This is a genomic window from Pseudomonas sp. B21-015 (assembly GCF_024749285.1).
In the GTDB taxonomy this organism is placed as follows: domain Bacteria; phylum Pseudomonadota; class Gammaproteobacteria; order Pseudomonadales; family Pseudomonadaceae; genus Aquipseudomonas.
Map to the genome: position 1 here is coordinate 3135784 of NZ_CP087196.1, position 23513 is coordinate 3159296.

Annotated in this window: 21 protein-coding genes; 13 read left to right on the forward strand and 8 right to left on the reverse strand. The window is 60.9% G+C overall.

Going from position 1 to position 23513, the window contains the following annotated elements; all coding sequences use genetic code 11:
* Positions 1 to 14: 14 nt before the first annotated feature.
* Positions 15 to 1172, reverse strand: a complete 1158-nt coding sequence (locus LOY38_RS13895; protein ID WP_258700515.1) for an efflux RND transporter periplasmic adaptor subunit — start codon at positions 1170 to 1172, stop codon at positions 15 to 17.
* A gap of 289 nt (positions 1173 to 1461) precedes the next feature.
* Here LOY38_RS13895 and LOY38_RS13900 point away from each other — a divergent pair, with 289 nt between their 5' ends.
* Both LOY38_RS13900 and LOY38_RS13905 read left to right on the forward strand, forming a co-directional pair.
* On the forward strand, positions 1462 to 2163 hold the full coding sequence (locus LOY38_RS13900) for a response regulator transcription factor (RefSeq protein ID WP_258700516.1): 702 nt from the start codon (positions 1462 to 1464) through the stop codon (positions 2161 to 2163).
* 4 nt (positions 2164 to 2167) lie between these two features.
* The gene (locus tag LOY38_RS13905) at positions 2168 to 3469 is read left to right on the forward strand and encodes an ATP-binding protein (RefSeq protein WP_258700517.1); all 1302 of its coding nucleotides are present in this window, start codon (positions 2168 to 2170) and stop codon (positions 3467 to 3469) included.
* Between the two features lie 135 nt (positions 3470 to 3604).
* On the opposite strand, the gene pncA is transcribed toward LOY38_RS13905, so the two are convergent.
* A complete protein-coding gene (gene pncA, locus LOY38_RS13910; RefSeq protein WP_258700518.1) occupies positions 3605 to 4234 on the reverse strand; it encodes a bifunctional nicotinamidase/pyrazinamidase in 630 nt (209 codons plus the stop codon).
* 295 nt (positions 4235 to 4529) lie between these two features.
* Between pncA and LOY38_RS13915 the strand changes: the two genes are divergently transcribed.
* A complete protein-coding gene (locus LOY38_RS13915) occupies positions 4530 to 5342 on the forward strand; it encodes a crotonase/enoyl-CoA hydratase family protein (protein WP_258700519.1) in 813 nt (270 codons plus the stop codon).
* A gap of 6 nt (positions 5343 to 5348) precedes the next feature.
* The gene (nudC, locus tag LOY38_RS13920; RefSeq protein WP_258700520.1) at positions 5349 to 6179 is read left to right on the forward strand and encodes an NAD(+) diphosphatase; all 831 of its coding nucleotides are present in this window, start codon (positions 5349 to 5351) and stop codon (positions 6177 to 6179) included.
* Here nudC and LOY38_RS13925 read toward each other — a convergent pair.
* Together LOY38_RS13925 and LOY38_RS13930 are read right to left on the reverse strand one after the other, a co-directional pair.
* The gene (locus LOY38_RS13925; protein ID WP_258700521.1) at positions 6147 to 6926 is read right to left on the reverse strand and encodes a TSUP family transporter; all 780 of its coding nucleotides are present in this window, start codon (positions 6924 to 6926) and stop codon (positions 6147 to 6149) included. The two genes, nudC and LOY38_RS13925, sit on opposite strands and share 33 nt — an antisense overlap.
* 190 nt (positions 6927 to 7116) lie before the next feature.
* On the reverse strand, positions 7117 to 8355 hold the full coding sequence (locus LOY38_RS13930) for an acyl-CoA dehydrogenase family protein (protein WP_258700522.1): 1239 nt from the start codon (positions 8353 to 8355) through the stop codon (positions 7117 to 7119).
* A gap of 328 nt (positions 8356 to 8683) precedes the next feature.
* Between LOY38_RS13930 and sfnG the strand changes: the two genes are divergently transcribed.
* Positions 8684 to 9784, forward strand: a complete 1101-nt coding sequence (gene sfnG, locus LOY38_RS13935) for a dimethylsulfone monooxygenase SfnG (RefSeq protein WP_258700523.1) — start codon at positions 8684 to 8686, stop codon at positions 9782 to 9784.
* A 119-nt stretch (positions 9785 to 9903) separates the two neighbouring features.
* On the opposite strand, the gene LOY38_RS13940 is transcribed toward sfnG, so the two are convergent.
* Both LOY38_RS13940 and LOY38_RS13945 read right to left on the reverse strand, forming a co-directional pair.
* On the reverse strand, positions 9904 to 10380 hold the full coding sequence (locus tag LOY38_RS13940) for a nuclear transport factor 2 family protein (protein ID WP_258700524.1): 477 nt from the start codon (positions 10378 to 10380) through the stop codon (positions 9904 to 9906).
* 56 nt (positions 10381 to 10436) lie between these two features.
* Positions 10437 to 11000 (reverse strand): TetR/AcrR family transcriptional regulator, encoded by a 564-nt coding sequence (locus LOY38_RS13945; RefSeq protein WP_258700525.1) that lies wholly within the window; start codon positions 10998 to 11000, stop codon positions 10437 to 10439.
* Between the two features lie 216 nt (positions 11001 to 11216).
* On the opposite strand from LOY38_RS13945, the gene pssA reads away from it, so the two are divergent.
* The 7 genes from pssA (at position 11217) to LOY38_RS13980 (ending at position 19799) form a co-directional block, all read left to right on the forward strand.
* Positions 11217 to 12560, forward strand: coding sequence for a CDP-diacylglycerol--serine O-phosphatidyltransferase (gene pssA, locus LOY38_RS13950; protein ID WP_258700526.1), 1344 nt, complete (start codon positions 11217 to 11219; stop codon positions 12558 to 12560).
* A gap of 204 nt (positions 12561 to 12764) precedes the next feature.
* A complete protein-coding gene (locus LOY38_RS13955; protein ID WP_258700527.1) occupies positions 12765 to 13781 on the forward strand; it encodes an AraC family transcriptional regulator in 1017 nt (338 codons plus the stop codon).
* 273 nt (positions 13782 to 14054) lie between these two features.
* The gene (locus LOY38_RS13960) at positions 14055 to 15719 is read left to right on the forward strand and encodes an AMP-binding protein (RefSeq protein WP_258700528.1); all 1665 of its coding nucleotides are present in this window, start codon (positions 14055 to 14057) and stop codon (positions 15717 to 15719) included.
* 16 nt (positions 15720 to 15735) lie between these two features.
* The gene (locus tag LOY38_RS13965; protein ID WP_258700725.1) at positions 15736 to 16497 is read left to right on the forward strand and encodes an SDR family NAD(P)-dependent oxidoreductase; all 762 of its coding nucleotides are present in this window, start codon (positions 15736 to 15738) and stop codon (positions 16495 to 16497) included.
* A 12-nt stretch (positions 16498 to 16509) separates the two neighbouring features.
* A complete protein-coding gene (locus tag LOY38_RS13970) occupies positions 16510 to 17703 on the forward strand; it encodes an acetyl-CoA C-acyltransferase (protein ID WP_258700529.1) in 1194 nt (397 codons plus the stop codon).
* 180 nt (positions 17704 to 17883) lie between these two features.
* Positions 17884 to 19011 carry an acyl-CoA dehydrogenase gene (locus LOY38_RS13975; protein WP_258700530.1) on the forward strand — a complete coding sequence of 376 codons (1128 nt, stop codon included), beginning with the start codon at positions 17884 to 17886 and terminating at the stop codon, positions 19009 to 19011.
* Positions 19012 to 19025: 14 nt separating this feature from the next.
* Entirely contained in the window at positions 19026 to 19799 is a 774-nt protein-coding gene (locus tag LOY38_RS13980; RefSeq protein ID WP_258700531.1) for an enoyl-CoA hydratase, read from the forward strand.
* Between the two features lie 56 nt (positions 19800 to 19855).
* On the opposite strand, the gene LOY38_RS13985 is transcribed toward LOY38_RS13980, so the two are convergent.
* Complete coding sequence (locus LOY38_RS13985; RefSeq protein ID WP_258700532.1) at positions 19856 to 21007, reverse strand: acyl-CoA dehydrogenase family protein; 1152 nt, start codon at positions 21005 to 21007, stop codon at positions 19856 to 19858.
* A 3-nt stretch (positions 21008 to 21010) separates the two neighbouring features.
* Complete coding sequence (locus tag LOY38_RS13990; protein ID WP_258700533.1) at positions 21011 to 22117, reverse strand: enoyl-CoA hydratase/isomerase family protein; 1107 nt, start codon at positions 22115 to 22117, stop codon at positions 21011 to 21013.
* 554 nt (positions 22118 to 22671) lie between these two features.
* Between LOY38_RS13990 and LOY38_RS13995 the strand changes: the two genes are divergently transcribed.
* A complete protein-coding gene (locus LOY38_RS13995) occupies positions 22672 to 23451 on the forward strand; it encodes a transporter substrate-binding domain-containing protein (protein ID WP_258700534.1) in 780 nt (259 codons plus the stop codon).
* The last annotated feature ends 62 nt before the right edge of the window (positions 23452 to 23513 follow it).

Below are 23513 nucleotides of genomic sequence, written 5' to 3' on the forward strand. Positions count from 1 at the left end.
AAAAAGCGTCCTGCTTACTGACCAGAAACCTGGGCAAGTGGAAGAGGGGTGTCGTCGATCTGGACTTTTTCACCGGGGCGCGCATGTTGCAGGCCTTCAGTGACGATGCGGTCGCCGGGTTTGAGACCGCCGGTGACGATCCAGCGATCGTTCTGCACCGCGCCCAGTTCTACCGGTTGCTGGGCGATCCGCTGTGCGGCGTCGAGCAACAGCACTTGGGCAACGCCGGCGCTGTCACGCTGGATGGCCCGTTGCGGCACGCTGATGCCTTGCTGATTGAATGCTTGCTCCAGACGCACGCGAACGAAGCTGCCTGGCAGTAGGTCGAGGTCGGGGTTGGGGAATTCGCTGCGCAGAATGATCTGACCGGTGCCCGGGTCGACAGTGATGTCGGTGAACAACAACTTGCCCGGCAATGGATAGAGGCTGCCGTCGTCCTGGATCAGCGTGGCTTTGGCCTGACCTTGGCCCACTTCCTTTAACTGGCCGGAGCGGAACGCGCGGCGCAGGTCGTTGAGTTCACGGGTCGATTGCGTCAGGTCGGCGTGGATCGGGTTCAATTGTTGAATCAGTGCCAGTGGCGTGGTTTCGTTCTGCCCGACCAGCGCGCCTTCGGTCACCAGCGCTCGGCCGATGCGCCCGGAAATCGGCGCCGTGACGGTGGCGTAACCCAGGTTCAGCTTCGCCCGTTCCACGGCGGCTTTGTTGGCGGCGACATCGGCGGCGGTCTGGCGGGCATTGGCTCGGGCGTTGTCGTAGTCCTGAGCGCTGATGGCGTTGCCTTCGATCAACTGGGCGTAGCGCTGCTCTTGCAATCTGGCCTGGAACGCATTGGCCTCGGCCTTGCGTAGCGCGGCTTCGGCGCTGTCCAGGTCGGCCTTGAACGGTGCCGGGTCGATACGGAATAGAACGTCGCCTTTTTTTACGTCGCTGCCTTCGCGAAAGGAACGTTGCAACACCACGCCGGCGACACGGGCGCGGATTTCGGCGATGCGCGGGGCGGCAATTCGACCGCTCAATTCGCTGCTGATCGACAAGGGGCTGGCTTCGATGGTTTCGATGCGCACTGTGGCAAGCGGGGCCTGTTCTTCGGCGATCGAGGGCTGGTCACAAGCGCTCAGCGTCAGCGCCAGTGCAATCAGGCTGAGCCGGGCAAGCAGATTCTTTGACATGGAAATACCCCAATAATGACCGCTCTTATCCTACGGGGGGCCGGCGAGGGTAGCGGTGAAGCTTTGTAGGCGCTGTGTGAAATTGTGTAAGGGTTTTGCTCATGGGCGTGTGAGGGCGTATATCCTTGGCGGCTTGATTCCTTTGCGCCTGGTAAATCGCTATCGCGAGCAGGCTCGCTCCCACAGTGGTCCGGTAGTGTTCACAGAATTTGTGTCCACATGAAATCCCTTGTGGGAGCGAGCCTGCTCGCGATGACGGTCTATCCGGCGCCACCGTCTGGAAACACCCATGCCCAACATTCTCCTGGTCGAAGACGACACCGCGCTTTCCGAACTGATTTCCAGCTACCTGGAACGCAATGGCTATTCGGTCAACGTGATCAGCCGTGGCGATCACGTGCGCGAACGGGCGCGGATCAATCCGCCGGACCTGGTGATCCTCGATCTGATGCTGCCGGGGCTCGACGGCTTGCAAGTCTGCCGCTTGTTGCGGGCCGATTCGGCGACCTTGCCGATCCTGATGCTCACCGCCCGCGACGATAGCCACGATCAGGTGCTAGGCCTGGAAATGGGCGCCGACGACTATGTCACCAAACCCTGCGAACCACGGGTGTTGCTGGCACGGGTGCGGACCTTGCTGCGCCGCAGCAGCCTCAGTGAACCGCTGACCGCCAACGACCGCATCCTCATGGGCAACCTGTGCATCGACTTGTCCGAGCGCACCGTGACCTGGCGCGAGCAACTGGTCGAGCTGTCCAGCGGCGAATACAACCTGCTGGTGGTGCTGGCCCGGCATGCCGGCGAAGTGCTGAGCCGCGACCAGATTCTGCAACGCTTGCGCGGTATCGAATTCAACGGCACCGACCGCTCGGTGGACGTAGCCATCTCCAAGCTGCGACGCAAGTTCGACGACCACGCCGGCGAGGCGCGCAAGATCAAGACCGTGTGGGGCAAGGGCTATCTGTTCAGCCGCTCCGAGTGGGAATGCTGAACCCATGTTCAGAATCCTGTTTCGTCTCTATCTGGTGACCATCGTCTCGTTCAGCGCGGCGATCTACCTGGTGCCGGACCTGGTGATCCAGGTTTTCCATGAGCGTTTTGTCACCTACAACCTCGATTACTCCCGAGGTTTGCAAACGCTGATCGTCAAGCAGTTTCGCGCGGTGCCTGTCGAACAGTGGCCAGCGCTGACGGCGGAGATGGACAAGGAGTTCCAGCCGCTGCACATCGTGCTGGCCCGCAACGACGACGCCGAATTCACTCCGGACGAACGTGAACGCTTGCAGCGCGGTGAGAATATTGTGCGCATCGGCGACTGGGGCTGGCGCACCCTGGCTGTGGCGCCATTGAACGAGCGGATGGTGGTGGAAATGGTCGTACCGCCGGACCCGACGGACGTCAGTTGGTTGTACTGGAGCATCAACGTGCTGATCGGCGCGACCATGCTGGCCTGTCTGTTGCTGTGGCTGCGCCCGCACTGGCGCGACCTGGAGCGCCTCAAAGGCACCGCCGAACGCTTCGGCAAGGGCCACTTGAGTGAGCGCACGCAGATTTCCCCGAGTTCCAACATCGGCAGCCTGGCCAACGTCTTCGACACCATGGCCGGCGATATCGAAAACCTGCTCAACCAGCAGCGCGATCTGCTCAATGCGGTGTCCCACGAACTGCGCACGCCGTTGACGCGGCTGGATTTCGGCCTGGCCCTGGCGCTGTCCGACGACTTGCCAGCCACCAGCCGCGAACGTCTGCAAGGTCTGGTCGCACACATTCGCGAACTGGATGAGTTGGTGCTGGAACTGCTGTCTTACAGCCGATTGCAAAACCCGGCGAGCTTGCCGGAGCAGGTCGAGGTGTCGCTGGATGAATTCATCGACAGCATTCTGGGCAGCGTCGATGAAGAGCTCGACTCACCGCAAATCGTCATCGATGTGCTGCTTCATGGCCAGCTCGAACGCTTCTCGCTGGACCCGCGATTGACCGCCCGGGCGATCCAGAACCTGCTGCGCAACGCCATGCGCTATTGCGAAAAACGGATTCAGATCGGTGTGCAGGTGTGCCCCAAGGGGTGTGAGATCTGGGTGGACGACGACGGCATCGGCATTCCGGAAGAAGAGCGCGAGCGGATTTTCGAGCCGTTCTATCGGCTGGATCGCAGTCGGGATCGAGCCACTGGCGGGTTTGGGCTGGGTTTGGCGATCAGCCGCCGGGCGCTGGAAGCGCAGGGTGGAACGCTCACCGCGCAAGCGTCGCCCCAGGGTGGGGCGCGGTTCCGACTTTGGTTGCCGACATCGGTTTAACGCCTGTCCTGGAGTCACTCCTTTGCGGGTTTTACTCGATCCAAATGTAGGAGCGGTATAAGTCGCCATGCAGGGGGGGCAACGGGGGCAAGCCCCCTCGCCACAAGGCATCACCAGCCACAGTTTTTTGAGTGTTCAGTCGAGTAATTCGGTTGACTCAATCAACCCGACCCCCGCCACCTGCATCCGCTCAATCGCCGCCGCCAGCGAGCCTTCCAGATCAATCGCCCGACAAGCATCCAGCACCACAAACGCATTGAACCCCGCCGCCCGCGCATCCAGCGCGGAGAACATCACGCAGAAATCCAGTGCCAGCCCGACCATGTAAACCGTGTCGATGCCGCGCTCTTTCAGATACCCGGCCAGGCCGGTGGTCGTGGTTCGATCCGCCTCCAGAAACGCCGAATAGCTGTCGATGTCCGGGTTGCAACCCTTGCGGATGATCAATTGGGCGTGGGGCAGGTCCAGTTCCACATGGAATTCGGCGCCGGGCGTGGCTCGCACGCAATGCTCAGGCCAGAGTGTCTGCTCGCCGTAAGGCAACTGAATCACATCGTAAGGCTTGCGCCCCGGATGGCTGGACGCGAACGAGGCATGGCCCGGTGGGTGCCAGTCCTGAGCAATGATGACCTGCTTGAATTGACGGCCGAGACGGTTGATCAGGGGCACAATCAGGTCACCTTCCGGCACCGGTAGTTGACCGCCGGGAATGAAGTCGTTCTGGACGTCGATGACCAGTAAGGCCGCGCGTGAAGAAATTGGCATGGGTAGGTTCCTCCTTGGAAAGTCAGGCGCAAGCGTAGTGACAATTTCGCTCATGCGCTAAGCCGGCTTCGCAATAATTTCGGTGGTGCGGCCAATCGCGAGCAGGCTCGCTCCCACAGGGGATGTGTGAACGCCGCAGATCCAATGTGGGAGCGAGCCTGCTCGCGATAGGGCCGGCACGGACACCATGGAACTCAGACCAGTCCCGCATTTGGCCGAACCGCTGCCTTACTGCCTGCACGGATGCCTTGTTATAGTTCGGGCCTCATTCTCTGCCGGGTAAAGGATCACTGCCATGTCTCAATACACCGCCTTCAGCGTCGAACTGGCCGATAACATCGCCCATGTGCAGATCAACCGTCCGGAAAAAATCAATTCGATGAACGCCGCGTTCTGGAACGAGATCATCGAGATTTTCCAGTGGGTCGACGATACAGACGAAGTCCGGGTGGTGGTGCTCAGTGGCGCCGGCAAGCATTTTTCTTCCGGCATCGACCTGATGATGCTGGCCGGTGTGGCCAACGAACTGGGCAAGGACGTGGGCCGCAACGCGCGCCTGCTGCGTCGCAAGATCCTCGCGCTGCAAGCGTCCTTCAATGCCGTCGACAACTGTCGCAAACCGGTGCTGGCGGCGATCCAGGGGTATTGCCTGGGCGGCGCCATCGACCTGATTTCGGCGTGCGACATGCGTTACGCGGCCCAGGACGCACAATTTTCCATCAAGGAAATCGATATCGGCATGGCGGCCGATGTGGGCACTTTGCAACGCTTGCCGCGGATCATCGGTGACGGCATGCTGCGTGAACTGGCTTACACTGGTCGCACCTTTGGCGCCGATGAAGCGCGCAGCATCGGTCTGGTCAATCGCGTCTACAGCGACACCGCCAGCCTGCTTGAAGGCGTGATGGGCATTGCCCGTGAAATCGCCGGCAAGTCGCCGATTGCCATCACCGGCACCAAAGAGATGATCAGCTACATGCGCGACCATCGCATCGACGACGGCCTTGAATATGTCGCCACCTGGAACGCCGCCATGCTGCAATCCTCCGATCTGCGCGTGGCCATGGCCGCCCATATGAGCAAACGGAAACCCGAATTTCTGGATTGATTAACCATGACTTTACGCTGGACCACCGCAGTACTGGACACCGATCAACCCGGCGGCTGGGCCGTGGCGCGCAGCCCCGAAGGTTTTTTGTTCGATGACAATGGCGCGCTGTTTCCACGGGAATGGCTCAAGCGTCAGGACTTGTCGGTTCTTGCCGAGCACGGCATCGGGCACCTCGATGGTGAACCGGTCTACCTGCTGGAGCTGCGCAGTCACAGCGAAGTGCCGGGCTGCAACTGGAAAGGCCTGCGGGCGTTCATGCTCGAGGGCGATCACACCGTCTACAAGATGCTCGGCTATGCCGCGCAAATCGGTACCTGGGCCCGCGAGCATCGCTTTTGCGGCAACTGCGGGCTTGCGATGATCCAGGTGCCGCGTGAACGGGCGATGTACTGCGAGCCGTGCGATTTACGCCACTATCCACGGATTTCACCGAGCATGATTGTGCTGGTGACCCGTGGCGACGAGGTTCTGCTGGCCCGTTCGCCACGCTTTGTCACCGGGGTCTACAGCACGTTGGCGGGGTTTGCCGAGCCGGGTGAGTCGGCAGAAGACTGCCTGATTCGCGAGGTTCGCGAAGAGGTGCAGATCGAGGTCAAGAACGTCCAGTACATGGGCAGTCAGTGCTGGCCGTTCCCGCATTCGATGATGCTCGGTTTTCATGCCGAGTACGCCGGGGGCGAGATTGTCTGTCAGGAAGACGAGATCGAAGACGCCCAGTGGTTCAACGTACGCGAACTGCCGCCGTTGCCGGCATCACGCTCGATTGCCCGTTACCTGATCGACGTTTACGTGGCGCGGCGCTTAGGTCACGCTGAACCAGTGCTGCCAGGCTAAGCGCACGGTCAGGCCGAGCACCACGGTGATGAACACCGGGCGAATGAATTTCGCACCGCCGCTGATGGCGGTGCGCGCGCCGAAGAAGGCGCCGACCATCACCGACAGGCCCATGCTCAGGCCGATGATCCAGTCCACCTGGCCTGACAAGATGAACACCGACAGCGCCGCGATGTTGCTGACGAAGTTCATGCTGCGCGCCACGCCGCTGGCCTTGACCAGGTCGATGGGGTAGAGCAACAGGCTGCTGACGGTCCAGAACGCCCCCGTTCCCGGGCCGGCCACGCCGTCATAGAAGCCGAGGCTGAAGCCTTGGGTCGATTGCCACTTTTTCTTGATGGGTGCGTCGCTGTCCAGCGGCGCTTTCGGCGTGCCGCCGAACAGCAGGTACAGGCCGCAGGCGAAAACGATCACCGGCAGCATCTTGTTCAGCCATTGCGCGGGCAAGTAATGAGCGACGATGGCACCGGTGAGTGCACCGATTAACGTGCCGACGATGGCGTGCATCCATTGCCGTGGATGGAACAGCTTGCGCCGGTAGAAGGTGAAACTGGCCGTGGCCGAGCCAAAGGTCGAACTGAGTTTGTTGGTGCCCAGCACCAGGTGCGGCGGCAGGCCGGCAGTCAGCAGCGCCGGGGTGGTCAACAGACCGCCACCGCCAGCGATGGCGTCGATGAAACCGGCAATGAAAGCGACGAGAGCCAGAACGGCCAGGGTAGTGAGGTCAACACTGAGTTCGAAGGGCATGGAATGGGCTTATTCGGCAGGTCGCAGAAGAGGGCTGCGGGGAAGGGGCGGTATCTTACCCATATCCAAACTCTGCGGCGACCGGTCTGCCATCATCGCGAGCAGGCTCGCTCCCACAGGGGATCTCTTACATAGCACAGATCAATGTGGGAGCGAGCCTGCTCGCGATGGCTTACTGGTAGGCGCTACATCACTTTCGGTCGAGCCCATTACCGATCTGCCACACAAACGGCGGTTCAGTCCCGTTAATCGCCCAGTCCCCGACAATCCGCGCCTTGTAGATCAGCGGATTGTGCGACGACACGGTTCGCGCATTGCGCCAATGCCGATCCAGCGATTTGCCTTCGCGCACATCCGAAGCCCCGAGTGCATTGAACAGCGCCGTGGTCGCCCGCTGGATCAATTCCGCGACTACCACCTGAGCCCTGGCCGATTCGATTTCCGCCGCCACATTCGCCGCCCGTTCCTGCGCTTCATCCCCCGAGAACCGCGCCAGATAAGCCCGCTGCGCCGGTTGCGCAGCTTTCAGGGCACTGGCTTCGGCGGCATATACCCACGCCGCCACTTCACCGACAACCTGCTGCACTTGTGAATCCTCGCTGACCCGCTGTGCATTGCCATGGCTGTAGATGCGCTTGCGCTCGCGCACCTGATAAGCCACATCACGTAACGCGGCGCGGCCAATCCCGGCCAGGGTCGCCAGCAGCACCAATTGATAAAACGCCGTCTGGTATTTGAAGCGGGTGGCGAAGTCGATGATGTTCTCGGCGTCCACCTCGGCCTCGATAAACCGCGAGGTGCCGCTGCCAGTGGTGCGTTGGCCGAAGCCGTCCCAGTCATCGCTCTGCACAATCCCCGGCTGGCGTGTGCGGACGGCGGCAATCACATCGCCGCCGGTATCGCTGCGCTGGGCATAGACGTCGATCCAGTCGGAGAAAAGGCTGCCAGTGCTGTAGAACTTTTCACCGTTGAGCCGCCACTGATCGCCGTGGGGCGAGACTTTGGTGATCACATCGCCGATCGCCACGGTGCCGATCTCGGTCCAGGCATTGCCGACGATGTCACCGTCGACAAAGCGTTTGAACCACAGATCCCGGCCCGGCCCCGGCGGTGAGTTCAAGCGGTCCTCGACAAAGGCGAAATGCCCGCGCAGGGCCTGGGGCACGTTGGAATCGGCTTCGGCCAGTTCGATCAGCAGCTCGAACAATTGCGGCAGGGACGCACCGCCACCGCCGTATTCAACCGGCACCCGCACGGCGCCGAAGCCAGCCTCCTTGAGCCATTGAATCGGCTCGTAAGGCAGGCTGCGGGTCTGTTCGCGCTCAACGGCACCGGCGGCAATGTGCTGGAAGATCGGCCGGAATCGCGCGGCCAGCGCTTCGTAGTCAGTGCCAATGGACAGCGGGTTGATTATTTGGTGTTCGGTCATGGGACAGCTCCTTGGAACGGCAGTGAGTGTCATAGGGGATTGCACGGTCCATGCCGACATTCATAGTCCTGTCATTGCGGGTTGGTATGTGGGTTATCCCCACTGCAACTGTTGCCGTACCAACAGTGCATCAGCAAATTGCTTCAGCTACAACCGAATTCCTGTGGGAGCGAGCCTGCTCGCGAAGGGGCCATCAGACTCAGCATGGATGTTGGCTGAGACAGCGCTTTCGCGAGCAGGCTCGCATTTCACTTGGCTTAAGGCGGTCGTGTCACAGCGCTGGCACGGTTGCTGCTCTGGCTAAAGACTTCCCTGAAAACCCGAGGACATGTCAATGAGTCAGCAAGCCGTCAAATTTGCCTACTGGGTGCCGAACGTCAGCGGCGGGCTGGTGGTCAGCAAGATCGAGCAGCGCACCCACTGGGGCATCGACTACAACCGCAAACTGGCGCAACTGGCCGAAGAGGCCGGGTTCGAATATGCCCTGACCCAGATTCGTTTCACTGCCGGTTATGGCGCCGAGTTTCAACACGAATCCGTTGCCTTCAGCCATGCGCTGCTGGCCGCGACCAACAAACTGAAAGTCATCGCGGCGATCCTGCCGGGGCCATGGCAGCCGGCGCTGGCGGCCAAGCAACTGGCGACCATCGATCAACTCACCAACGGCCGGGTGGCGGTGAACATTGTCAGCGGCTGGTTCAAGGGCGAGTTTCAAGCCATCGGTGAACACTGGCTGGAGCACGACGAACGTTATCGCCGCTCCGAAGAATTCATTCGCGCGCTCAAGGGTATCTGGACCCAGGACAATTTCACCTTTCGCGGTGACTTCTACCGCTTCGACAACTACAGCCTCAAACCCAAGCCGCTGGGCCAGCCGGAAGTCTTTCAGGGCGGCAGTTCCCGGGCGGCACGGGACATGGCGGCGCGGGTTTCGGACTGGTACTTCACCAACGGCAACACCCCCGAGGGCATCAAGGCCCAGGTCGACGACATTCGCACGAAAGCATCCGCGAATAATCACGCGGTGAAGGTCGGGGTGAATGCTTTCGTCATCGCTCGCGACACCGAAGAAGAAGCACGGGCGGTGCTGGCGCAGATCATCGACCAGGCCGACCCGGAAGCGGTGAATGCCTTTGGCGATGCGGCGAAGCAGGCGGGAAGGGCGTCGCCCGAGGGCGAGGGCAACTGGGCCAAATCGACCTTTGAGGATCTGGTGCAGTACAACGATGGCTTCAAGACCAACCTGATCGGCACACCACAACAGATTGCCGAGCGGATCGTCGCGTTGAAAGCGGTGGGCGTGGATTTGGTGCTGGCGGGGTTTCTACACTTTCAGGAAGAGGTTGAATACTTCGGGAAGCGGGTGTTGCCGTTGGTGCGGGAGCTGGAGGCCAAAGTGGCTATCAAGCATCAGACCGCGGTCGCCTAAACACCATAAGACCTGTGGGAGCCGGGCTTGCCCGCGATGACGGTTTCACATTCAACAAATAAGTCGTCTGTGACATCGCCATCGCGGGCAAGCCCGCTCCCACATGGATCTCGGTGAGGTTACAGGCCCAGGTCGGACAAGCCCGGGTGATCATCCGGCCGACGACCCAGCGGCCAGTGGAACTTGCGGTCGCTTTCCTTGATCGGCATGTCGTTGATGCAGGCATAACGGTTGTACATCAAGCCGTTCTCGTCGAACTCCCAGTTCTCGTTGCCGTAGGAACGGAACCAGTTGCCCGAGTCGTCGTGCCATTCGTAGGCATAACGCACGGCGATCCGGTTGTCGCCATGGGCCCAGAGTTCCTTGATCAGCCGGTAGTCCAGTTCCTTGGCCCATTTGCGGGTCAGGAAAGCTTTGGCTTCTTCGCGGTTGTGGGCGAATTCGGCGCGGTTACGCCACTGGGTGTCCAGGGTGTAGGCCAGGGACACCCGTTCCGGGTCGCGGGAGTTCCAGCCGTCTTCGGCCAGGCGAACTTTCTCGATAGCGGATTCACGGGTAAACGGCGGCAATGGCGGACGAACTTCGGCAGTAGACATATAAAGTCTCCCTATCAAATTAACGTTCAAACACGTTGTCGGGCTTATCAGAAGTGTTACAGGTCCAATAACTTTCGCGCCATGCATTGCGCATTATCGGCGGCACTGTGATCACCCATCACAAGCGCTACGGTAATGGCACCGTCGATCAGGATCAGCAGCTGCTTGGCCAGCGTCTGCGGGTCTGTGGCGCCATGTTCGGTACAGAGCTCGCGCACGTAGTCGAGCAGCTTCTGTTTGTGGTCTTTGGCGACCAGGCGAACCGGGTCTTGCGGGTCGCCGGTTTCGCCGCTGGTGTTGATGAATGCGCAGCCACGAAAGCCCTCTGAGGCGAACCAGGCCTTGAGCACGGTAAACAGGTTGAGGAGCCGCTCGGCCGGGGTTTGCGCCTTGCCGACTTCGCTCCGATACCAGTGCATCCAGCGCACATCACGGCGTTGCAGGGCCGCGACGACAAGCTCCTCCTTGTTGGCGAAGTAGCGGTAAATACTTTTTCTGGAGACGCCGGCGGTTTTCACCAGAAGATCCATGCCGGTGGCAGCGATGCCACTTTTGTAGATCAACTTTTCGGTGACATCCAGAATGATGTCGCGTGTGTCGTTGCTAGTGATTTCGTTCATGTGGCCAACAGTAGAATGATCGTTCTCCTTGGTCAAGAAATTATTTGTGGTGACTGTGAAGTTGCCGTCGCGAGCAGGCTCGTTCCCACATTTGAAATGCATTCCCCTGTGGGAGCGAGCCTGCTCGCGAAGGGGGCTTTACAGACACTAACAAGACCCAAGGCAATCCATGGTGTAAGCTCTCGGGTTCTTCGGATTCGACCTTTTGCGAGCCCTATGCCGTCGCTTTTCAAACGCTCTCTGCTGCCTAAACTGCGCAGTTTTCCGCTGACCGCCGATGCCGTCACCATCCTCTCTGGCGCTGCCGAGTTCCGTCGTTGCCTGCTGGAACAAATCGCTCAGGCAACCCGGCGTATCTACATCGTCGCGCTGTACCTGCAACAGGATGAGGCCGGCCAGGAAATCCTCGATGCCCTGCACGCCGCCAAACTGGCGCGTCCGGAATTGGACGTGGTGGTGGTTGTGGACTGGCTGCGCGCCCAGCGCGGCTTGATCGGCGCCGGCAAGCAGCCGGGCAACTCGGCCTGGTATCAGGAAACCACCCGCACCCACCACAGCGTTGTGCCGGTGTACGGCGTGCCGGTGCAGACCCGCGAGTTGTTCGGTGTGCTGCATTTGAAGGGCTTCGTGATCGACGATTGCGTGATTTACAGCGGCGCGAGCCTGAACAACGTTTACCTGCACAAATTCGACAAGTACCGCTTCGACCGCTATCACCTGTTGCAGAACCAGGCGCTGGCCGATTCCATGCAGCACCTGATTCAGCACGGTCTGATCACTTCCAAAGCGGTACATCGCCTCGACCTGCCGAACCTGCCGACCACCCGCAGCCTGCGCCACGACATCGGCGACCTGCGCAGCCGTCTCAAGCACGCGGCGTATGACACCACGGCGGGCAGCACGGCGAAGGGCGGTTTATCGGTCAGTCCGTTGCTCGGGGTGGGCAAGAACAACCCGTTGAGCCGGGTGATCTGCGAGCTGATCGCCAGTGCGCAGCATCAGCTGACCATCTGCACGCCGTACTTCAACCTGCCGCTGGCGGTGACCCGGGAAATCAATCGGGCCCTGGCGCGGGGCGTGAAGATCGACATCGTCGTCGGTGACAAGACCGCCAACGATTTCTACATTCCGCCCAGCGAGCCGTTCAAGGTGATCGCGGCGCTGCCATACCTGTACGAGATCAGCCTGCGACGCTTCGCCAAACGTCATCAGCGCAGCATCGACAGCGGCAAGCTGAACCTGCATTTATGGAAGGATGGCGACAACACCTATCACCTCAAGGGCATGTGGATCGATCAGCGCTACACCTTGCTGACCGGCAACAACCTCAATCCGCGGGCGTTCCGTCTCGATCTGGAAAACGCGTTGCTGATTGATGATCCGCAGGGCGAGTTGCTGGAGCCGCGTGGCAAAGAGCTGGCGGAGATCTTCCAGCACACCCAGCGCATTGAGCGGTATCAGGATCTGGAGACGCTGCCGGATTATCCGGCGGGGGTGGCCAAGTTCCTCAAGCGCGTGAGTCGGGTGCGGATCGAACGGTTGTTGTATCGGATTTTGTAAGGGGTAACACGGCGGGGCGGGTGTGTTGCCGGTGAGTACGCCTTCGCGAGCAGGCTCGCTCCCACATTGGAATTGTGATCGACATAAATCTTCGCGGGCAAGCCCGCCCCCACAGGATTTAGGCTGCCCACAGGGATCTGCGCCGGGCTGGTGGCTGCGCTAATATGCCCACCACTTAAACAAGAACAAGGCTCGCCACGGTCAATGTCGGAAAAAGACACCATCTCCATTCAACTGGTGCGTGAGGCGCTGTTGCAAAGTTGCGCCCCGGGCGCTGCCACCGAAGAGGTGTTGAACAAGGTCGACATCGATCCGGCGTTGCTGGAAACCAACGACGCCCGTGTTCCAGCCACCGCCTATGCGCGCCTGTGGCGATTGCTGGCGCAGCGCCGGGACGATGAGTTTTTTGGCATGGACCCGCGCAAGCTCAAGTCCGGCAGCCTGGCGTTTCTGTGTCGCTGCTCCATGGTCCAGCCGAGCCTGGCCGCCGGGCTGACCTCGGGCCTGAGCTTTCTGTCGTTGATGCTTGAACGCCTGCCCGCACAACTGGTTCGGCAGCAAAGCCTGGCGGAAATCGTCCTGTTGGAGGACGACGAAGACCCGCGCCGCGCCTTCACTTATTTCACTTACTGGATGATCGTCCACGGCGTGGCCTGCTGGCTGGCGGGGCGGCGGATTCCGATCCTGGCCATCGAGTTGCGCTGCCCGGCGCCGGATTTTTGCGATGACTATCGGGTGATGTTCTCCGAGAACCTGCGATTCGACCGGCCGCGCACGCGGATGATTTTCTCGGCCGACTGCCTGGATTTGCCAATCAAGCGCAGCGCCGAAGAGCTCAAGCGCTTCCTCGCCCATGCGCCGGCCAATATCCTCGTCAAGTATCGTGATCCGGAGAGCCTGGCCAGCCGGATCAAGCACGATCTGCGGCAACTGCCCGCCGAGCACTGGCCGGAAACCGAGGCGCTGGCGCAGCAACTGTGCATGTCGGCCTCGACCCTGCGTCGACGCCTGGCCGAAGAAGGGCAGACGTATCAGGGGCTCAAGGACAGCGTGCGCAAGGAACTGGCCATCGTCTGGCTGGCCGAGCCGGCCATCAGCTTTGCTGAAATCGCTACACGTTTGGGGTTTGCCGATGCCAGCTCGTTCTACAAGGCGTTTCGCAAGTGGTCGGGGTCTAATCCGGGACATTATCGGAGTTTGATTCTTAACGAACCCAGTTGATCCGGATTCTGTGGTGCCTGGTCTGGTGCCTTCGCGGGCAAGCCAGCTCCCACAGTGATATGCGGTGACCATAAATGTCGTACACGCCGTAAAACCTGTGGGAGCGGGCTTGCCCGCGATGGCGGTCATCCGGGCGCCGCATCCTTCAGCCCTTGGCCAAACCAGTCACACAACTTGATAGCTTTGACCATTGTCCCGTTCCCCGCGCAGAGCGAGTATTTCCCAGTTATTTACGGTTCCCCAACCTAATAAAAATACACAGGGACTCTGGCAATGCGCGATTATTTGTCTGCCACGTCACAGTTCAATTATCAGCACGCCGTCGATGCCGCGCTCACGGGGTCGTTGAGCGCGCTCAACGCCTGCGTCGAATGTTGCGACCGGCATGCCTTGCCGGGGCGCATCGCGCTGTTCTGGGAAGGCCGCGACGGCGCCAGCGCGACCTACACCTTCAGCGACTTGCAGGACAAAGCCGCGCGCTTCGCCAATTTCCTGTTGGCCCAGGGCGTGAAGAAGGGCGATAAAGTCGCCGGCCTCCTGCCACGCAATATCGAATTGCTGATCACCGTGTTCGCCACCTGGCGCATCGGCGCGGTCTATCAGCCGCTGTTTACAGCCTTCGGCCCGAAAGCCATCGAACATCGCCTCAACAGTTCCGGCGCCGCAGTCGTAGTAACCGACGCGGTCAATCGCCCGAAACTCGCTGAAGTGGCCGACTGCCCGACCATCGTCACCGTTGGCGGTCCCAAGGGGCAGGGCATCGTGCGTGGCGATTTCAGTTTCTGGGCCGAACTGGCCAATTATTCCCCTGAATGCGAACCGGTATTGCTGACCGGTGAAGACCCGTTTCTGCTGATGTTTACCTCGGGCACCACCGGCCCGTCGAAAGCACTGTCGGTGCCGCTCAAGGCCATTGTCGCGTTCCAGAGTTACACCCGTGACGCGGTGGATTTGCGCCCTGAAGACGCGTTCTGGAACGTCGCCGATCCGGGCTGGGCCTATGGCATTTATTTCGGCGTCACCGGCCCGATGTCGATGGGGCATCCAATTACCTTTTACGATGGCCCGTTCACCCTCGAAAGCACTTGCCGGGTGATCAACAAATACGGGATCACCAACCTCACCGGTTCACCGACCGCCTACCGTTTGCTGATTGCCGGTGGCGACGATTTCGCCCGTTCGATCAAGGGCAAGCTGCGCATCGTCAGCAGCGCCGGCGAGCCGCTGAACCCGGAAGTGATTCGCTGGTTCGCCGATAACCTCGGTGTGGTGATTCATGACCATTACGGCCAGACCGAACTGGGCATGGTCCTGTGCAATCACCACGGCCTCGACCATCCGGTGCACGTCGGCGCCGCCGGTTTTGCCTCGCCGGGCCACCGCATCGTGGTGCTCGACGAGGAATACAAAGAACTGGGCGTCGGCCAGCCGGGCATTCTGGCCATCGACCGTACCCAATCGCCGATGTGCTGGTTCAGCGGTTACGAAGGTGCGCCGACCAAGGCCTTCGTCGGCAACTATTACCTGAGCGGCGACACCGTGGAATGGAACCCGGACGGCAGCATCAGCTTCGTCGGCCGCAGCGACGACGTGATCACCACCTCCGGCTACCGCGTCGGCCCGTTCGACGTGGAAAGCGCACTGATCGAACACCCGGCGGTGGTCGAAGCCGCGGTAATCGGCAAACCCGACCCGGAGCGCACCGAGCTGGTGAAAGCCTTTGTCGTGCTCAGCCCGCAATACCGCGCTGAGCCTGCGTTGGCCGAAGAGCTGCGCCAACACGTGCGCAAGCGTCTGGCGGCGCACGCTTACCCCCGCGAAATCGAATTTGTCAGCGAATTGCCGAAAACCCCAAGCGGCAAATTGCAGCGCTTTATCTTGCGCAACCAGGAAATCGCCAAGGCTCAAGAGGCCAGCGCGAAGAACGTTTCAGCTTGAATCCAAGGAAACAATGATGCAGATCGAAAACAAGATTTTTCTCGTCACCGGCGGTGCATCCGGCCTCGGTGCCGCCACTGCGGAAATGCTGGTGGCGGCTGGCGCCAAGGTGATGCTGGTGGACATGAACGCCGAAGCCGTCGCGGCCCAGGCTGCACGTCTCGGCGCGCAAAGCGTGGTGGCGGATATCAGCAACGAAGCAGCAGCCGAAGCGGCGGTGCAGGCGACGGTCAAAGCGTTTGGCGGCCTCAATGGTCTGGTCAATTGCGCCGGCATCGTCCGTGGCGAGAAGATCCTCGGCAAGAACGGCCCCCATGGGTTGGCCAGTTTCAGCCAGGTGATCAACGTCAACCTGATCGGCAGTTTCAACATGCTGCGCCTGGCGGCGGCGGCGATTGCCGAAACCGAAGCCGATGAAGACGGCGAGCGCGGCGTGATCATCAACACCGCGTCGGTCGCGGCCTTCGACGGCCAGATCGGCCAGGCCGCGTACTCGGCCTCGAAAGGCGCGATTGCCAGCCTGACCTTGCCCGCCGCCCGTGAACTGGCACGCTTCGGCATTCGCGTGATGACCATCGCACCGGGCATTTTCGAAACCCCGATGATGGCCGGCATGACACCGCAAGTGCGCGAGTCTTTGGCCGCTGGCGTGCCGTTTCCACAGCGATTGGGCAAGCCGGGCGAGTACGCCGCGCTGGCCAGGCATATCATAGAAAACAGCATGCTCAACGGCGAGGTGATCCGTCTCGACGGTGCCTTGCGCATGGCCGCCAAATAAGGAGTATTTGTCATGACACTGTCCAACGATCCGATTGTTATTGTCAGCGCCGTCCGCACCCCGATGGGCGGTTTCCAGGGCGAACTGAAAAGCCTGACCGCGCCGCAACTGGGCGCCGCCGCGATTCGTGCTGCCGTAGAGCGCGCCGGTATCGCCCCTGAGTCCGTAGAAGAAGTGTTGTTCGGCTGCGTGCTCTCCGCCGGCCTCGGTCAGGCCCCGGCGCGGCAAGCGGCACTGGGCGCCGGGCTGGATAAATCGACCCGTTGCACGACGCTGAACAAAATGTGCGGCTCGGGCATGGAAGCCACGATCCTGGCCCACGACATGCTGATCGCCGGCAGTGCCGATGTGGTGGTCGCTGGCGGCATGGAAAGCATGTCCAACGCCCCGTATCTGCTGGACCGTGCCCGCAGCGGTTACCGCATGGGCCACGGCCGGGTGCTCGATCACATGTTCCTTGACGGTCTGGAAGATGCCTACGACAAGGGCCGCCTGATGGGCACCTTTGCCGAGGATTGCGCTGAAACCAACGGCTTCAGCCGCGAAGCTCAGGACGCCTTTGCCATCGCCTCGACCACCCGCGCGCAGCAGGCGATCAAGGACGGCAGCTTCACGGCCGAGATCGTGCCGCTCACCGTGACCGTCGGCAAAGAGCAGGTGCTGATCAGTCACGACGAACAGCCACCGAAAGCCAAGCTGGACAAAATCGCCTCGCTGAAACCAGCGTTCCGCGACGGCGGCACCGTGACGGCGGCGAACTCCAGCTCGATCTCGGACGGCGCGGCGGCACTGGTGCTGATGCGTCGTTCCGAAGCCGAAAAACAAGGCCTGAAACCGCTGGCGGTGATTCACGGCCACGCCGCGTTTGCCGACACACCGGGGCTGTTCCCGGTGGCACCGGTGGGCGCGATCAAGAAGTTGATGAAAAAAACCGGCTGGTCCCTGGACGAAGTCGAGTTGTTCGAAGTCAACGAAGCCTTCGCGGTGGTGAGTCTGGTGACCATGACCAAACTGGAAATCCCCCACGAGAAGATCAACGTCCACGGCGGTGCCTGCGCTTTGGGTCACCCGATCGGTGCTTCTGGCGCGCGGATCCTCGTGACCTTGCTCTCGGCCCTGCGCCAGAAAGGCTTGAAGCGCGGCGTTGCAGCGATCTGCATTGGCGGCGGTGAAGCCACGGCCATGGCTGTGGAGTGCCTGTACTGAGGCTAATGGGGCGCAACCTGTGTGTGGGGCTTTTGTGGCGAGGGAGCTTGCTCCCGCTGGGTCGCGAAGCGGCCCCAAAAGCTTTGCGACTGCTGCGCAGTCGAGCGGGAGCAAGCTCCCTCGCCACACAAGCCCGCTCCCACAGGTCTTGCGTTTCAACTCGATTTTTAAGGACTTGGCATGATTCCCAATGACGAACAACTTCAGATCAGCGACGCGGCCCGGCAGTTTGCCCAGGAACGGCTGAAACCGTTCGCCGCCGAATGGGACCGTGAACATCGCTTCCCCAAGGAAGCCATCAGCGAGATGGCCGACCTGGGTTTCTTCGGCATGCTGGTGCCGGAGCAGTGGGGCGGTTGCGACACCGGTTACCTGGCCTACGCCATGGCCCTGGAAGAAATCGCTGCCGGCGATGGCGCCTGCTCGACCATCATGAGCGTGCACAACTCGGTGGGTTGCGTGCCGATCCTCAAGTTCGGCAACGACGACCAGAAAGAACGCTTCCTCAAACCGCTGGCCAGCGGCGCGATGCTCGGTGCGTTTGCGCTGACCGAACCGCAAGCCGGCTCCGATGCCAGCAGCCTGAAAACACGCGCCCGGCTGGACGGCGATCACTATGTACTCAACGGCTGCAAGCAGTTCATCACCTCCGGGCAAAACGCCGGGGTGGTGATTGTGTTTGCGGTGACCGACCCGACTGCCGGCAAACGCGGGATCACCGCGCTGATCGTGCCCACCGATTCGCCGGGCTATAAAGTCGCGCGGGTCGAAGACAAGCTTGGCCAACATGCTTCCGATACCTGCCAGATCCTCTTCGAGGATGTGAAAGTCCCGGTGGCCAATCGACTGGGTGAGGAGGGCGAAGGCTACAAGATCGCCCTGGCCAACCTCGAAGGCGGCCGCGTCGGCATTGCCTCGCAATCGGTGGGCATGGCCCGCGCCGCGTTCGAAGCGGCCCGCGACTACGCCCGTGAACGCGAGAGTTTCGGCAAGCCGATCATCGAACACCAGGCGGTAGCCTTCCGCCTGGCAGACATGGCCACCCAGATCGCCGTGGCCCGGCAGATGGTGCATTACGCGGCGGCATTGCGCGACAGCGGCAAGCCGGCGCTGGTCGAAGCGTCTATGGCCAAGCTGTTCGCTTCGGAAATGGCCGAAAAGGTCTGCTCCTCGGCGTTGCAAACCCTTGGCGGTTACGGTTACCTGAACGACTTCCCGCTGGAGCGGATCTACCGCGACGTGCGGGTGTGTCAGATCTACGAAGGCACCAGCGACATTCAGCGCATGGTCATTTCGCGCAATCTTTGAGAAGGAGCCCACCTATGAACTACGAAACGATTCTGCTGGAAACCCACGGTCGCGTTGGGCTGATCACCCTCAACCGTCCGCAAGCGCTGAACGCGTTGAATGCCCAACTCGTCAGTGAACTGAACCACGCCCTCGATGGCCTGGAAGCCGATTCGAACATCGGTTGCATCGTGCTGACCGGCTCGAAAAAAGCCTTCGCCGCCGGTGCCGACATCAAGGAAATGGCCGAGCTGACCTACCCGCAGATCTACCTCGACGACTTGTTCAGTGACAGCGATCGCGTGGCCAACCGCCGCAAGCCGATCATTGCCGCGGTCAACGGTTTTGCCTTGGGCGGTGGTTGTGAACTGGCGTTGATGTGCGACTTCATTCTGGCGGGCGACAATGCCAAATTCGGTCAGCCGGAAATCAACCTCGGCGTACTGCCTGGCATGGGCGGCACCCAGCGCCTGACCCGTGCAGTGGGCAAGGCCAAGGCCATGGAAATGTGCCTGAGCGGGCGTTTGATTGATGCAGTGGAAGCGGAGCGTTGCGGCATTGTGGCGCGCATCGTGCCGGCGGATGAGCTATTGGAAGAAGCATTGAAAGTCGCGGCGCTGATTGCCAAGAAGTCGCTGCCGATTGCGATGATGATCAAGGAAAGCGTCAACCGCGCCTTTGAAGTCAGCCTGTCGGAAGGTGTGCGCTTTGAACGCCGGGTGTTCCATGCGGCGTTTGCGACGCAGGATCAGAAGGAAGGGATGGCGGCGTTTATTGCCAAGCGTGAGGCGGAGTTCGTCGGCAAGTAACCCACACTGATCGTTCCCACGCTCTGCGTGGGAACGATCATGTCTGCGGCGACGCTCTAGACCAGGTAGTGCTTGAGCTCCCGGGCAATCACCATCCGCTGTATCTCGCTCGACCCTTCATAAATCTGCGTGATCCGCGCATCCCGGTAGTAACGCTCCACCGGGTAATCCTCCAGATACCCGTACCCGCCATGAATCTGTATCGCCGACGAGCAGACCTTCTCGGCCATCTCGGATGCAAACAGCTTGGCCTGTGAAGCCTCCGACAGGCACGGCTTGCCAGCACTGCGCAAGCGCGCGGCGTGCAGGATCAGCAAGCGCGCGGCGTTCAACCGGGTGTGCATGTCGGCCAGCATGTTGGCGATGCTTTGGTGCTCGATGATCGGCTTGTCGAACTGCACCCGATCCCGCGCGTAGGCCAGCGCCGCTTCGAATGCTGCCCGGGCGATGCCCAAGGCTTGCGCGGCGATGCCGATGCGGCCGCCTTCGAGGTTGGAGAGGGCGATGGCCAGGCCTTTGCCGCGTTCACCCAGCAAATTCGCCTCGGGAATCGTGCAATTGTTCAGGGTGACAGCGCAGGTATCGGAAGCGCGGATGCCCATCTTGTGTTCACTGCGGTCGACGATGAACCCCGCTGTTTCGGTCGGCACCAGGAACGCCGAGATGCCGCGTTTGCCCAGCTCCGGATCGGTCACGGCGAAAACGATCGCCAGTTTCGCCCGTTTGCCATTGCTGACGAATTGCTTGGCGCCGTTGATCACCCACTGGCCGTCGCGCAGTTCGGCGCGAGTGCGCAGGTTGTGGGCTTCGGAACCGGCCTGGGGTTCGGTGAGACAGAAGCAACCGATGGCCTGGCCGCTGGCAAGGTCCGGCAGCCATTGCTGTTTCTGTTCTTCGGTGCCGTAATTGAGCACCGGCCCGCAGCCCACGGAGTTGTGGATGCTCATCAGTGCGCCAGTGGCGCCATCACCGGCGGAAATCTCTTCCACCGCCAAGGCGTAGGCCACGTAGTCGACATAGGTGCCGCCCCATTCCTCGGGCACCACCATGCCCAGCAGACCCAGTTCACCCATCTTCGCCACCAGACCGTCATCGATCCAGCCAGCCTTTTCCCAGGCCTGTGCATGGGGCGCGATTTCGCCGCGGGCAAAATCCCGGGCCATGTCGCGGATCATCACTTGCTCTTCGCTCAATTCGATATCGTGCATGGCTCAGCTCCAGCTTGGGTCGTACCCGGTGAAAAAACTCGCGACGTGCTCGGCGTCCAACGCCTGCAAGGTCGGCGGGTTCCAGCGCGGGTTCTTGTCTTTGTCGATCAGCAAGGCGCGCACGCCTTCGATCAGGTCACCGCGTTCGAACCACTGGCGATCCAGGTGCAGTTCGAGGGCGAAGCACTGTTCCAGGCTCAGGTGCCGACCGCGCCGCAGCATTGCCAGGGTCACGCCCATGGCCAGCGGTGAACGGCTTTCCAGCAAGTCGGCGGTGGCCATGGCCCACTCGTGGCTGTCGGCGACGGTCACTGCACGCAGTTGTTCCACCATACTCGGCACATCGGGCAGGGCGAAGAAGTGATCGATAGCCGGGCGCAACGCAATCAATGGCGCATCGGGCAGTTGTTGCACGGCGAGTTTCGCCAGCACACCTTGAAGATCCTTGAGCGGCGTGTTGTGCCATTCGAGGTGATCGAGTTGCTCGTCCAGCGTGCCCAGTTTTTCGCTTTCCAGGTACCAGTCAGCGAGGCCGCAATAGAGCGCATCGGCGGCGCGAATCTGTACGCCAGTGACGCCGAGATAAATACCCAGCTCACCGGGAACGCGTGGCAGGAAGTGGCTGCCACCGACATCCGGGAAATAACCGATGGCCACTTCCGGCATCGCCAGACGGCTGCGCTCGGTGACCACCCGCAAATCGGCGCCTTGCACCAGCCCCATGCCACCGCCCAGCACAAAGCCGTCCATCAAGGCCAGGACCGGTTTGCGATAGTGATGGATGGCAAGGTCGAGGGCGTATTCCTCGACGAAGAAGTCTTCGTGCAGGGTGTCGCCGCTTTTGAAACTGTCGTACAGCGAGCGAATATCGCCGCCGGCACAGAACGCTTTCTCACCGGCACCGCGCAACACCACCGCGCGCACTTGCGGATCTTGTGCCCAGGCATCGAGCTGCTGTTGCAGGCTGCGAATCATCTTCAGGGTAATGGCGTTGAGGCCGGCGGGGCGATTGAGGGTCAGGTGACCGATGTGATTGCGAACCTCGGCCAACACTTCGTTTTGCGTGGCATCCATGGGCTGTGTTGTCGGGGATGAAACCTGAGCAGTCATCACTAACTCCCTGCTTTTATTGTTCTTTATAGAGAAGCTCGCGCGCGAGCGATGCTGGATCGTATCAGTGCAAATTTGTGATGTACAACCGGGATACGTGCAGGTGCTGCTTGCATTTTTACCTTAACGTAAAATCAAAAGATCGCAGCCTGCGACAGCTCCTACGCAATCGGTGCTCATATGTGAATACGGTCAATGTAGGAGCTGCCGCAGGCTGCGATCTTTTGATCTTTCCTTTGATCTTTAACCCCCCCTCCGACAATCAACGACAGAATCGGCTGTGAAAGGCCTTCGTTCAGCGCACTTGAGCTGTCTGAACAGGGACTTACGACACCCGTGCCGTCCGGGCAATTGGCATTCTGGCAATCCATTTCAAGCACTTGCGATCAAGAGCCTGGAACGGACTGCACCCCGACGACTGATTAGACCCAGTCGAAAACAACAACAAATACGGCTGCGGTGAATACCGCATCGACTCTCTGCCCCTGTCAAAAAGTGTGGTGCGGCGCAGGCGCCAAGCCGCGATAAATCCAAATAATCCGGGACTCTAGAAGATGAACATCAAATGGCTGACCTTACCGGCATTGGCTTTGCTGTGCTGCTCCACCGGAGCCAGCGCCAAAGAGTGGAAAGAGCTGCGATTCGGCGTCAACCCCAGTTACCCGCCGTTTGAATCCACCACCGCCGATGGCGGCGTGCAGGGGTTTGGCGTGGACCTGGGCAATGCGATTTGTGCCGAGCTGAAGTTGAAGTGCGTGTGGGTCAGCAATGACTTCGACGGGCTGATCCCGGCCCTGAAGGCGGGCAAGTTCGACGCCATCGAATCCTCGATGACCGTCACCGACGCGCGCAAAAAACAGATCGACTTCACCGATCGCCTGTATGCCGGGCCGACCGCCATCGTCACCCGCAAGGATTCCAGCTTGTTGCCCACTGCCGAATCGCTGCGGGGCAAGACCATCGGTTACATGCAGGGCACGATTCAGGAAACCTATGCCAAGGCCAAACTGGGGCCGGGCGGGGTGAAACTGCGCGCTTATCAGAATCAGGATCAGGTCTACGCCGACCTGGTTTTCGGGCGCCTCGATGCGTCGATCCAGGACAAGCTGCAGGCGCAGATGAGCTTTCTGACGTCGCCGCAAGGGGCGGACTTCCAGAACAGTGAAGGCATCAGCGACCCATTGGTGCCGTCGGAAATCGCCATCGGCATCCGCAAGGACAACGAAGAGCTCAAAGGCATGCTCAATGCCGCCATCAAGGCCCTGCATGAAAAGGGCATCTACGCACAGATCCAGCAGAAGCACTTCGGCGATCTGGACCTCTACAACAACTGATCCTCGCGCCCCGAGCGCTGCGTCCTGGTAACAGGCGCAGCGCTTGAAAGCGGGCGCCTCAA